The organism is Hymenobacter setariae (assembly GCF_007713685.1).
Lineage (GTDB): Bacteria > Bacteroidota > Bacteroidia > Cytophagales > Hymenobacteraceae > Hymenobacter > Hymenobacter setariae.
In genome coordinates this window covers 560,303-572,035 of sequence record NZ_VMRJ01000001.1, presented here as the reverse complement: position 1 = coordinate 572,035, position 11,733 = coordinate 560,303, and the positions used below count along the sequence as shown (strand labels likewise).

The window sequence follows — 11,733 nt, the reverse complement described above, 5'->3', positions numbered from 1 at the left end:
AAGGCTCGTAAGCCCTAGGTGTTTAAATTAGGCATACTTGCTAAAAGGCCCTGCAACCTACGTTGCGGGGCCTTTTTAATGGCAGCATAGCCGCCGGCACGAAGCAAGCGGTTATTTTTTGGCTGGCGCGAGCGGCGACACAGTAAAATCTTCGAACTCGACGGGGAAGCCCTTGCCATCGGGGGCGGCGCACATCAGGCCAATCTGCACGCTACGGCCGGGGGTGGGCGGGAAATACGCGAGTCGCAGCATCTTGAAATCCTTGTTATCAAAGGAGTACTTGATTTCGACGTAGTCACCCTTGCGCAGCAGCGTGAGCCAAACTGCCGCTGGGCTGTCTTGCCGGGGCACCACTGACCAATCGGACACTTCGCGCGTGACGACGGCGCTCACGTTTTGCACGCCATTTACGTATTCGATGCCGGTTTTAATCCAGTTCTTTTCGTCGAGCCGAATCATCAGGCCGGCTTGGTCGTAGAGCTCGCGGTACTGGCCCACTACCTTCACTTTGGCCTCAAAATCACCGGTTTGCTCCTGGAAATAAAAGTGGCCGTTGTCGCGAATAAAGCCGTAGTGCGTTACCCGCCAAAAATCGGTGCCGCCTTCTACTTGCACCCGCACGCCCTTGGGGGTGCGCGTTACTTGCTTGGGAGCATTGAGCCAGCGGCGAGCAGGGGGAGTGGGCTGCGCCAAGGCGGTAGTAGCGGCCAGCGCGACGAGCAGGCCACTGAGAAAAAAGGAGGGCATGTGAAAGGGGAAAGGTGAAAAGCAGGAAGTTGGAAGATTAGGCTCCTCCCATCTTCCGGCCAAAAAGCAAGTATACCGGCAGCCCTAGGGCCACCAGCCCCAGGCCGTAGCGCGAGTACTCGGCCGTGTCGGGCGCAATGAGCAGGATGATGCAAAAGGCCGAGGCCAGCGCCACGTAGATGCCGGGTAGCACCGGGTAGCCCCAGGCGCGGTAGGGGCGGTGTGCGTCGGGCCGGGTGCGGCGCAGCACAAAAATGCCGATAATGGTGACGAGGTAAAACAGAATAACCGAGAACATGACGTAGTTGAGCAGCTGCCCATAGCGGCCACTCAGGCACAGCAGGCTGGCCCACAGGCACTGCGCCCACAGCGCCCGGCCCGGCACCCCCGCCCGGTTGAGAGTAGCTAGTGAGGGAAAGAACAGCCCGTCCTTGGCCATGGCATAGTAGGCCCGCGCCCCGCTCAGGATAATGCCGTTGTTGGCCCCGAAGGTGCTGAGCATAATAAGCACGGCCAGCACAATGGCGCCCCTAGGGCCCATTACCGACTCGGCCACGGCGGTGGCCACACGCTCGTCGGCGGCGTACTGAATGCCCCGGCCCGCCAGCGTAGTGGCCTCAGGCGAGCCCTTGAGGGGCAGCACCAGCAGGTACACCACGTTGATGAGGATGTAAAGTGCCGTGACGATGGCCGTGCCAATGGCCATGCTGCGCACCAGCGTACGCTCAGGGCTCTGAATTTCCTCACCCGCGAAGCCGATATTGTTCCACGAGTCGGACGAGAACAGCGAGCCAGTCATGGCCATGCCGATGCCGATGATGAGCGCTCCGGTACCTAGGGGCACGGTGGCCCCGGCAACCCCCGGCGCGGGCGAGCGCGTGGCCGTCCACAGGTCGTGGAAGTTGGCTTGCACGGCGTCGGCGTTCAGCCCCAGGGCCAGCCCGAAGATGATGAGCAGCGCCAGCGCCACCAGCTTGGTCGAACCCAGTACGTTCTGAATCAGCTTGCCCGACTGCACGCCTTGGGCGTTAATGGCCGTGATGCCCACAATGAGGGCGATGGCCAGCAACTGCACCGTGGTGAAGCTGAACGACCCTAGAGTAAAGAGCACGTGCTGGCTCGAAAACCACGGCAGCAGTACCCCGGTGTAGTTGGCAAAGGCCACGGCCACGGCCGCGATAACACCCGTCTGAATTACTAGAAACAGCGTCCAGCCATACAAAAACGCTACCAGTCGGCCGAAGGCCTCGCGCAGGTACACGTACTGCCCGCCTACCTTGGGGAACATGGCCGCCAGCTCGCCATAGCTAATGGCGCCGGCCATGGTAATGAGGCCCGTGAGCAGCCACACCACTAGCAGCCAGCCAGCCGAGCCCACCTGCCGGGCAATATCGGCCGACACGAGGAAGATGCCCGAGCCTATCATGGAGCCCGTGACGAGCATTACGGCGTCGAAGAGGGTGAGCGCACGCTTGAAATGGCCAGGGGCGGAGTTTTCGGGAGCGGTGGAGTCGGGTAGGGAATGGGCCATTGAGAAGAATATTTTCACCAAAGAAAGGGATGGCCGTATAATGCAGCCGTATCGGGGTGGCTAAGCCTGCTGCTTGCGCCTGCCTAATAGGCCTAGGTAAGCAGCGCACTACCGGGCCGCATTGGCAGCCAACTTCTACTTTTGAGGCGCAAATGCGTAAGACCTGGTAGTTGGCTACTTATTGATATTGCGTGAAACAACTGTATTCTTCCACTCACCTGAACGTTTACCTACACGAAGGCTCGCATAATACCGTGGAGCTGCAGTGGCTAGACTTTGCCAATAGTGATGAGCTGCGCCGCAACATCTTGGAAGGCCTGCGGCTGGCCCAGCTGCACCGCGCCAAAAGCTGGCTGGCCGACAACCGCCTGTTGCGCGCCATTCGGCCCAAGGACTTCGAATGGATGGGCCCGGCCATCATCACACCCCTCGACGAACTGGGCTTAAAGCGCATTGCAGTGGTGGAGTCACAGGATGCCATCAACCGCATGGGCGTCACGTCGTTTTTGGCAGCCGTAGTGCCTGGTACGGGCATTACCACCCGCTATTTCACCACGCCCGAAGAGGCACGCGCCTGGGCCGCGCAACCATTTTAATACCTATGCTGCCCGCTCTTACCACTCCTTATTGTGAGGTGTACCTGCACCTAGGGCCCGCCGCCGCGCTGGAAATGCGCTGGCTGAGCTACGTGCCGAGCGCCGAGTTTCGGGCCAATGTAGAGCAAGCGCTGGCGCTAGCCCGGCGGCAGCCGCTATTGGGCTGGGTGGCCGACGACCGCTTGCTGGGTGCCGTGCGCCCGCGCGACCTAGACTGGGTGCTGCAAACGGTGCTGCCCGCCATTGAGGCGGCTGGAGTAGAGCGCTTTGCGCTGCTCGAATCGCAGGATGCCATCAACCGCATGACCATTGCGGGTATGTATGAACAGGCCCTACCGGCCCGCGATTTTGAGGTGCGGCAGTTTATGGATAATAATGTAGCGCGTGCTTGGGCCACCGGGCACGACCAAGCGCTGTAGCCCCGTGACGGCTGGCCTAGGCAGGCCGCCCTACTTTTGTCCCATGTCCCGCAAGCTTCTGGCCCTGCTGGGGGCCGCGCTGCTGCTGCTCTCGCTGGCCACCTACGTGTATTATCGCCGCACGCTGGCCAGCGTGCCCATTGACCCCTATGCCCTAGTGCCCGACGATGCGGTGCTGGTGCTGGCCACCCGAGACCATCCCGCCCTAGTGCGCCACTTGCAGGAGGCTGGCGTGTGGGACAATATCAGTGGGGTGCGGTACTTCCAGCAAGTGGCCGGGCAGCTGGCCCTGGCTGATAGCCTCGACACGGGCGGCAACACCAGCCTCGCGGCTCGCCAACGGCGGGGGCTGCTGGCGCTGCTAGGGCGCAAGCTGGTGCTCACGTCCTTGCACATCACAGGGCCGGGGCAGGTCGATGTACTGTATCAAATACCGCTGGCTACGGTGCGCGAGTACCGCCAGGCGCGGGGCCTGCTTGAGACCCTAGGGCGCGATGCGCGCTATACCCTCAGCACCCGCACCTACGAGGGCTATGAGCTGCAAGAGCTGACGGCCACCGAAGGCGGAGGGCGCCTCACAGTGCTCAACTACCGCAACCACTTGTTGCTAAGTACCCACGCCCCACTGGTAGAAGCCGCTGTGCAGCGCCTACAACTGCCTGCCGATGCGCCCACCGTGCGCGCTGGCTTTAATGACACCGACTTGCTGCGCTTGCGTGAGGTAGATGCCACGCTGCTGCTCAACTTTCGCCGCCTGCCTGGTTTGCTCGATGTGCTGTTTCGGCCCGGTACCCACGCCCAGCTCGACCAAGCCGCTACCCTGGCCCGCGAAGCCCTCCTAGGGTTGAAAATAGAGCCCGGCCAACTGCTGCTCACGGGCCTGGCCAATCCTGAAACAGCTACCCGCTCGTGGCACCAGCAGCTGCGTGGCCAGCCCGCGCAGTCGCTGCGCACCCTGGCCGATGTACTGACGCTGCGCACGGCGCTAGTGATGGCCGTGGCCGGGCCACTAGCGGGCCCGGCCGCGCCGGCTGCCCGGGCCGACTCCGTTGGCCAGCAGGGCCGAGCGGCGCTTGACAGCTTGCGGGCAGCTCTGGGCCCAGGGCTGGCTCTTACGTACTTGGCCGCGCCGGCACCGGCCATGGCGCCGGCGCGGCTGGTGCTGGCGCGATGCGCGGCCCCGGCGCGGGCGGCGCTGTGGCTGGCCCGGTTGCGGCGCCTCAATAGCGTGTCGCCGGCCTTTGTGCGCATGGGGGCCTATAATGTGTACGGGGCGGGCTTCACGGCCGAGCAACTGGCCCCGGCGCTGCTGTCCGCGGGGCCGGCCAGCCCCGGTGCGGCGCTGTCGGCAGCGCTGGTGCGCGATTACCTCGTGCTGGGCGAGCCCACCGCCCTGCAAGCCTACCTCACCGATGTAGCCGCCGGCCAAACCTGGAGCCGCTCGGCTGCACAGGTGGCCCTGCTGCAGCAAACCTTGCCGCAGGCCCGCCTCACAGTGCTCGCCGACACGCGCCAGGCCTGGAACGCCCTGCTGGGCTACCTGGCCGAGGAGCGCCGCGCCGGCCTGCTACGAAATGAAAGCCTAGTCAAGCACTTCCCGCAAATAGCATGGCAGCTCTTTCCGCCCGATGCCGCGGCCGAGCTGGCACCCACTGCCAGCAGTGAACCTAGCAATCAGTACTATGCTCAGCTGCTGCTGCGCCGCCCCGGCCAAGGTGCATCTCCGGGTGCTGAGGCAGATGCCGCGGCCGGCAGCCCTAGGTTCCGCACGGCGCTGGTGGGGCAGCCGCTGTTGCTGCCCGCTACCCCCGACGACCTTACGCCCGCCGTGGTGGCCGACTCGCTAGGCGTGGTGCGCGCCCTCAGCAGCCGCGACAACGTGGCCCTCTGGGCCGATACGCTGCCGGGGCCCGTGGTAGTAGGTAGCCCGCCGCGCTTGGTGCGGGGCCGCGTGCTGCTAGCCACAGCCCACCGCCTGCACTGGCTCAACCCCGCCGATGGCCAGCAGGCGCCCGGCTTCCCGCTCAACCTGCCCGACTCGGTGACTATTGCGGCAGTGGCCACATCGCCAACGCTGCGCCCGGTGCCGCACCTCTTGCTAGCCACTACCGACAATGACCTGTTGCTACTCGACGCCAACGGGCGGCAGTTTGCGGGCTGGCCCCGCCGCCTCGAAGCGCCGCTGGCCGGGCCGCCGCTGCTGCTCACGGTGGGCGGGCGCGATGTGGTGGTGGCCGCCCTGCGCAATGGCTACGTCTACGCCTTCACACAGGCTGGCGAGCGCTACCCTGGCTTTCCCGTGAGTGCTGGAGCCCACTTAGAGGGGCCGCTACTGGCGCAGCCCGCCGCCACGCTGGCCCGCAGCGTACTGCGCCTCGTGAACCAGCACGGCGAGCTCTTAACCCTGACCTTGAGCGGCGACATCACTAACCGCCGCCGGGTGGCCACTTGGAGCCGCACGGCCACCTTCACGCTGGTGCCGGAGGCTAGTGGCCGCGTTGGGGCCTTCGTGGTGGCCCGCGAAGACGGCGGCCAACTCGCTGTATTTAACCCCACGGCTACCGGTGCCCCCTTACTGAGCCGACAGCTACTCACATCGGGCCCCAAGCCGGTGCAGTGGTTCGATTTTGGGGCGAGCCGCCAGGTGCTGGCTTTCACCGAGCCGGGCCCGGGCCAAGTATCGCTTTTTAATGGCAAGGGGCAGCCCCTAGGGAGCACAGCACCTTGGCCTAGCACAGGTACTGGCGTGGCAGTGCGCTACGATGCGGCCCGCCGCCGCTACCTGCTGGTGCGCGTGCTGGGCCACGAGCTGCGCCGCGATGAAATAGCGCAGCCCTAAGCCCCCTAGGTGAGCAGGAGACTCTTAGGGTAGCTCAAGCGTGATAATACCCCGCGCGGAGCCTATAGCTCTTCCACTCGCGCTACGCCTTTGTCGAGCCGTAGCGCATGTGTCACGCTGGTGGGCAGCTCGGTAGGGTAGTGACTGACGTAAATCAGCGCCACTGGGCTCACTTGGCACAGGCGGTCGAGCACGGCCCGGAAGTGGGTTAGCTGCGCGGCGTCGAGGCCCTGGCCGGGCTCGTCGAGTAGGAGCAGCGGCGGGCTTTTGGCCAGGGCCCGCGACACCAGCACCAGGCGCTGCTGGCTGGCGGGCAGCTGGCGCAGGGGCAAGTCGGCGCTGGCCTCTAGGTGCAGCACCCGCAGCCAGCGGCTGGCCAGCGCCCGCTGGGCCGGCGTGACGGCCGCCCGCACCAGCTTATCGGCAAAACCGGTTTCGACTGCCTGCTGGCACGTAAGCTGCCCCGGAAAATAATGCAGCAGCTCGGGCGACACGTAGCCAATGTTGCGCTTGATGTCCCAGATGCTTTCGCCGGTGCCGCGCTTGCGGTCAAACAACACCAGGTCTTTGCCGTAGGCCTGCGGGTTGTCGCCGTTGAGCAAACTCAGCAGTGTGCTTTTGCCGGCGCCGTTGGGGCCGGTGAGGGCCCAGCGCTCGCCGGGCTTTACTTCCCAGCTCAGGTTATCGAGCACTACTTTATCGCCGTAGCGCACCGTTACATCACGCAGGCGCACCAGCGTGTGGTAGGTGGGGGCATCGGGCACGGGCGCGCTCAGGGCCCGTAATTCGTGCTCATCCAGTAGGGCCGGGCTGGTGGCCCTAGGTACTAGGTCGGGCCGAAATGTGACCCTAGGTAGCGTCTGCACTATGCGCTGCTCGGCTAGCACTGCCACGTGCGTGATGAGCGCTGGCACCTCGTGCGGTGCCGTGGCCATTACCACCGTAACGCCCGAGGCGGCCACTTCGGCCAAAAACGCATCAAACCACGCGCGGGTGGCCGTGTCGAGGCCGGTGAGGGGCGCATCGAGCAGCAGCAGCCGGGGCTGGCGCAGCAGGGCGGCGGCCAGGCGCAGGCGCTGAGTTTCGCCGTTGGAAAGCTTGATGAGGCGCTCGTCTTGCAAGTGGCTGAGACGCAGCAAGGCGGTGGTGCGCTCGTAGGTCCAGGGGGCGGGCCCGGCGGGAGCCGCAATGGCCCCTAGGTACTCGCGCACGGTGGGCACCTCCTCGGCTGCCGCGGCATTGTAGCGCTGCTGGTAATAGAGTTGGCCCTGGTTGTCGCTGGCTCGAAATGTGGCCCGCGGGCCCACCAGCGCCACGCGCTTGCGCCACGAAAAAAACGGGTCGGCCGTGTGCTCGCCTTCGGCTGCCAGCAGCGGGTAGGTGGCCGGCCCGCCCGTGACCACATAGTGCCCCGCCAGCGTGGCTAGCAAAGTGCTTTTGCCCGCACCGCTGGGGCCCACCAGCGCCCAGTGTTGGCCCGGCTCGACGCGAAAGCTAAGGTCGGTGAACAGGATGCGCCCTAGGTAGCGCACAGTGCAGTGCTCGAAGGCAAGAATAGGCAGGGTCATGCCGGAAAAAGCAGAATCGTTTATAGAAAAGCGGGCAGTACGTTTGCCGCCACAAGCGCCCTTCTTATGACAAACGTACTACCTGCTGCTTCTCCCTCACCTGCGCGCACCGGCCTCGTAGTGGGCAAGTTTTGGCCCCCGCACCGGGGCCACCAGTTGTTGCTCGAAACCGCCGCTGCCCAAGTATCTGAGCTGCTAGTGCTCGTATACGCCAACCCCGACGACCCCCGCCACGCTGCCCCCGCGCGGGCCCACTGGCTGCGCGAGCTGTACCGGGGCGATGACTATGCCCTAGGTCCACGCAGCGGCGCCACGCCCCTGCGCATCGAGGCCCTGCCCGCCGCGGCCGTGCCCCCCGATGCGGCCGACGACACTACCCACCGCGAGTTTGTGCGCCAGTGGCTGGCCCGGCAAGGCGAGCGTATCGACGTAGTATTCAGTAGTGAAACCTACGGCCCCGGCTTTGCCGAGCACCTAGGCGTCACCCACATAGCCGTGGACAACCAGCGCCAGCAGGTGCCTACCAGTGGCACCCGGCTGCGCGCCGCCCTGGCCGAGGAAGCCGAAAGCTTTGGCGAGTCGGCGCTGCATATTCATCCCTTCATCGCGGGGCAGTATGGCGTGGTGCCCCCCGCTACCGTGCCCCGCCTGGTGCTGCTCGGGGCCGAAAGCAGTGGCAAAACCACGCTGTCCATCGCCCTGGCCGAGGCCCTAGGTACCGCCTGGGTGCCCGAGTTTGGCCGCACGCTGCACGAGCAGAAAAATGGTAAGCTGGTCTACGAGGACTTGCTTTACATCGGCCGCCGCCAGCTCGAATTGGAAGATGAGGCCGCTGCCCAGGCCCACGGCTGGCTCGTGTGCGACACCAACGCCGCCACCACGGCGCTGTATTCCTACTATTATTTTCACCGCTGCGACCCCGCCTTGCAGCGCCTCGCTGAGGTATGCCGCCAGCGCTACGCTCACACCTTTGTGTGCATGCCCACCACGCCTTTCGAAGACGACGGCTGGCGTGGCCCCGAGGCCCTGCGCCAGTTTCAGCACGGCGCCATCCTCATGCAATTGGAGATGTTAGGTATTCCTTACACGTTGCTCGATGGCTCGGTGGAAGAGCGAGTAGCCAAAGTGCGGGCGGTGCTAGGGTAGCGCTTGTAAATGGCCGTCAAGAAGCGATATAAGCTTGCGCTTTATGCATAATGCCATTATTTTATTCCTAGGTGTAGCCGCTGGTAGTATCGGTGTGGTGCTGGTAGTGCTGTGGCTAGGTGGGCGGCAGCTGCGTAAAACGTGGATGCTAAGCGCACTGCTATTGAGTGGATTATGCTTTGGTTGGCTAGGAGTTAAAGCTGCTCGTAAAGCATACAGGGCCGCAGTCTACTCCGTAGCCAGTGTGCCTAAGCCTTTTGCTCGTCGGTCGGGTGAGGAAATTTACAGGGCACTATTTGGGGTGCCCGTTGCTAGCTGCATGGAAGTAAAAAATTACCAAGACCAGCTAGTGCCCCGCCTCGACTGCTGCATTTGGCTGGAATTCAGAACTTGTCCCGCTGAGCTGAAAAGAATCCTTGCGGCAAATAATTACAGGAAGATGCCATATGACTCGGTAGGCTATGCGGCAAACTATAGCCCTAAGCCAATGTGGTGGAAACCGGAGAGGCTAGGTCCTAAAGCTATGGTAGTGCGTAGGCACACCGCCACCAACCCAAATCGAGACCAGATTCTAGTGTTTGCTCAGGATAGTACGCATGCTTACTACTGTGACATGGCAGACTAGCTGCGCTGAACTCGCGCGAAGGCAACGGCTAGCGAGGCTGGCTGTTCTAGGTAATATCTAAGAAAATCCACTGCTTAAAGACATCATGTTTAGACAGTAGAATACCAGAAAGACAACCTAGGGCGTTGCAGAGCTACACCTTAACCTAACAGCTCTATATGTCTTTCTTTACTGGTAAGCGGCCTGGCCCCGACGCTGTGCCCCCAAAGCCCAAGAGCGCCGCCCGCGAATGGGTAAATTCTTTGCTGTTTGCCGTGGTAGCGGCTTCGCTGCTGCGCTGGTCGGCCGTCGAGGCTTACGTCATTCCCTCCGAGAGCATGGAGCGCTCGCTGCTGGTCGGCGACTATTTGTTTGTGAGTAAGCTGCACTATGGGCCCATCACGCCCCAGACGCCATTGCAAATGCCGCTCACGCACCAAACCATTCCCATCCTAGGTGGGGTGCAGAGCTATTCCGACCTCATTCAGCTGCCTACTTACCGCTTTCCGGGCTTTAGTAGCGTTCAGCGCAACGACGTGGTGGTGTTTCACGTGCCGCACGAGCAGCAGCGCCCAGCCGACTTGCGTACCTTTCTCATTAAGCGCTGCATTGCGGTGGCCGGCGATACGCTAGTCATCCGCCACGGGCAAGTATTCCTCAATGGCCAACCTGGCGCCATTGCGGGCCAGCCGCAAACTACCTACTTCATGGAAGTACCCGCACCCAACGACGAGGTGCGCCAGGCCTTGCGCGACCAGCGGGTGGTTGATTATACTCAGCCCGATGGCATGCCGGCCGTGGTAACTAACCCTGAGACAGGTAAAACGGGTTATTACCTCAGCTGCCCCGCCGACGTGGCGGCCTACTTTCGACGCCAGTCCTATGTAAAGGCACTGACCGTAGCCGGCAGCAATCTGCCAGACGGTACGCTGTTCCCAGACGCCGCCGATTTCCACGTATCGGACGCCAAAAGCGCGGTGTCCCGCCGCTGGCAGCTCGACGACTACGGCCCGCTGCCAGTACCGAAAAAGGGCCAGACTGTTCACTTAACGCCTGCTAATGCGGCCATCTACTACAAGATTATCGCGCAGTACGAGCACAACCAAGGTGTTACCTGGCAAAACGGTATGATACAGCAAAACGGCCGCCCGCTGACCAGCTACACCCTCAAGCAGAACTACTACTTTATGATGGGCGATAACCGCCACAACTCGGAAGACTCCCGCTTCTGGGGCTTCGTGCCCGAAGACCATGTGGTAGGCAAGGCCGTGTTCGTGTGGCTCTCCCTCGACCCCTATGCCGACCTGCTGCATAAAATGCGGTGGAGCCGGATGTTTCACCTTGTCAGTTAGTAAAAGCTGCGTGGCGAAAAAGCGGCGCTAGGCCAGAAATAAGCTATCTTTCTGGCTATGCACGCCATTTGGTTTACTGCGGATACGCACTTTGGCCACAAGAACATCCTCAAGTTTTCGAAGCGGCCCTTCGCCAGCGTGGCCGAAATGGATGAAGCAATGGTGCAGCGCTGGAACGAGAAAGTGGGCCCGGAAGACCTAGTGTATCACCTAGGCGACGTGGCGCTACTGCCGCCCGCCAAGCTGCGGCCCCTGCTCGACCGCCTCAACGGCCGGATATGCCTGATAACCGGTAACCACGAAAGCGCGGCCCTAGCCTGCGCCGACCGCTTCGACTGGGTAAAACCCTACCACGAGCTAACGCTGGATGACCCGGACGCCTCGCGCGGCAAACGGCACATCATGCTGTTTCACTACGCCATGCGCGTGTGGAATGCTAGCCACTACGGTGCTTGGCATCTCTACGGCCACTCGCACGGCGACCTGCCCGACGATGAAACGTCGCTATCCCTTGATGTAGGAGTAGATTGCCACAACTTCTATCCGCTTTCTTATGAAGAAGTCAAGGCTATTATGGCCCGTAAAAAATGGACGTCGCCCTTCGCACTCAGAGTATAAAGGGATATGTTGAAACTGGCGCGAGTTACGGCTGCGCATAAGCTCGCCCTAGCGAATAGGCCAGTAACAGTAAAATATGGTATTCGAATGTACTCTTTAATAATAATGAATTTTCGGGTGAATATTTTTGAAACTGTACTTGCAGTCATAACCCTTCTAAGCACCATTGGTCTCGTCTTTTATTTTTATAGCTTGGTAAGTCCGAGTCTTACCGAAGATAATCCTTTTAAGGAATTTGACTTCAATTCAGGAATAATAAAGATATCGATTAGTGCATTCGTTGTAAGAATAGTTTTTTTAGCATGCTTTGTCT

The 11,733-nt window shown here is 62.1% G+C and carries 9 protein-coding genes; 6 read left to right on the top strand and 3 right to left on the bottom strand.

The annotated features are described in order from the left end of the window. Positions 1-111: 111 nt before the first annotated feature. Positions 112-747 carry a DUF1349 domain-containing protein gene (locus FNT36_RS02405; RefSeq protein ID WP_144843834.1) on the bottom strand — a complete coding sequence of 212 codons (636 nt, stop codon included), beginning with the start codon at positions 745-747 and terminating at the stop codon, positions 112-114. A gap of 37 nt (positions 748-784) precedes the next feature. Continuing rightward, on the bottom strand, positions 785-2,278 hold the full coding sequence (locus FNT36_RS02400) for an APC family permease (protein WP_144843831.1): 1,494 nt from the start codon (positions 2,276-2,278) through the stop codon (positions 785-787). A gap of 191 nt (positions 2,279-2,469) precedes the next feature. On the opposite strand from FNT36_RS02400, the gene FNT36_RS02395 reads away from it, so the two are divergent. Genes FNT36_RS02395 through FNT36_RS02385 form a run of 3 tightly spaced genes read left to right on the top strand, consistent with a single transcriptional unit; the run spans position 2,470 to position 6,132 of the window. Further along, the gene (locus tag FNT36_RS02395) at positions 2,470-2,874 is read left to right on the top strand and encodes a hypothetical protein (protein ID WP_144843828.1); all 405 of its coding nucleotides are present in this window, start codon (positions 2,470-2,472) and stop codon (positions 2,872-2,874) included. Between the two features lie 5 nt (positions 2,875-2,879). Further along, a complete protein-coding gene (locus FNT36_RS02390) occupies positions 2,880-3,293 on the top strand; it encodes a hypothetical protein (RefSeq protein ID WP_144843825.1) in 414 nt (137 codons plus the stop codon). 43 nt (positions 3,294-3,336) lie between these two features. Continuing rightward, a complete protein-coding gene (locus FNT36_RS02385; RefSeq protein ID WP_144843823.1) occupies positions 3,337-6,132 on the top strand; it encodes a hypothetical protein in 2,796 nt (931 codons plus the stop codon). 62 nt (positions 6,133-6,194) lie between these two features. Here the strand turns inward: FNT36_RS02385 and FNT36_RS02380 are convergent, their stop codons facing one another. Next, the gene (locus FNT36_RS02380; RefSeq protein ID WP_144843820.1) at positions 6,195-7,700 is read right to left on the bottom strand and encodes an ATP-binding cassette domain-containing protein; all 1,506 of its coding nucleotides are present in this window, start codon (positions 7,698-7,700) and stop codon (positions 6,195-6,197) included. A 66-nt stretch (positions 7,701-7,766) separates the two neighbouring features. Between FNT36_RS02380 and FNT36_RS02375 the strand changes: the two genes are divergently transcribed. The 3 genes from FNT36_RS02375 to FNT36_RS02365 all read left to right on the top strand — a co-directional run bounded on the left by FNT36_RS02375 (position 7,767) and on the right by FNT36_RS02365 (position 11,420). After that, a complete protein-coding gene (locus tag FNT36_RS02375) occupies positions 7,767-8,846 on the top strand; it encodes an AAA family ATPase (protein ID WP_144843817.1) in 1,080 nt (359 codons plus the stop codon). A 783-nt stretch (positions 8,847-9,629) separates the two neighbouring features. After that, on the top strand, positions 9,630-10,802 hold the full coding sequence (gene lepB, locus FNT36_RS02370) for a signal peptidase I (RefSeq protein ID WP_144843814.1): 1,173 nt from the start codon (positions 9,630-9,632) through the stop codon (positions 10,800-10,802). 57 nt (positions 10,803-10,859) lie between these two features. Further along, entirely contained in the window at positions 10,860-11,420 is a 561-nt protein-coding gene (locus tag FNT36_RS02365) for a phosphoesterase (RefSeq protein ID WP_144843811.1), read from the top strand. Positions 11,421-11,733 lie beyond the last annotated feature (313 nt).